Source organism: Modestobacter caceresii (assembly GCF_000761485.1).
GTDB classification, from domain to species: Bacteria; Actinomycetota; Actinomycetes; order Mycobacteriales; family Geodermatophilaceae; genus Modestobacter; species Modestobacter caceresii.
Map to the genome: position 1 here is coordinate 1 of NZ_JPMX01000099.1, position 495 is coordinate 495.

Consider the following 495-nt stretch of genomic DNA (forward strand, 5'->3'; position numbering starts at 1 on the left):
TCGGAGGAGCTGTCGGCGTCCTCGGCGCAGATCTCCGCCTCGGCGGAGGAGACCTCGGCGCAGTCCGGCGTCGTCTCCGCTGCTGCGGACGAGGTCAGCCGGAACGTGGCCACTGTCGCGGCCGGTGCTGAGCAGATGGGGGCCTCGATCCGGGAGATCAGCCAGAACGCGAACGAGGCCGCGCGGGTGGCGGCGCAGGCGGTGGCCGAGGCGGAGACGACGAACGCGACGGTGACGAAGCTGGGTGACTCCTCGCGGGAGATCGGCAACGTGATCAAGGTGATCACCTCGATCGCGGAGCAGACGAACCTGCTGGCGCTGAACGCCACGATCGAGGCCGCGCGTGCTGGTGAGGCGGGCAAGGGCTTCGCGGTGGTGGCCAACGAGGTGAAGGAGCTGGCGCAGGAGACTGCGCGGGCGACGGAGGACATCGCGCGGCGGGTGGAGGCCATCCAGGGCGACACCTCCGGTGCGGTGTCGGCGATCGGCCGGATC

At 70.9% G+C, this 495-nt stretch carries 1 protein-coding gene; it reads left to right on the top strand.

Translation table 11 applies throughout. The annotated features are described in order from the left end of the window. Positions 1-495: methyl-accepting chemotaxis protein (locus IN07_RS20000; protein WP_036339490.1), on the top strand; the 495-nt coding region annotated here is incomplete at both ends.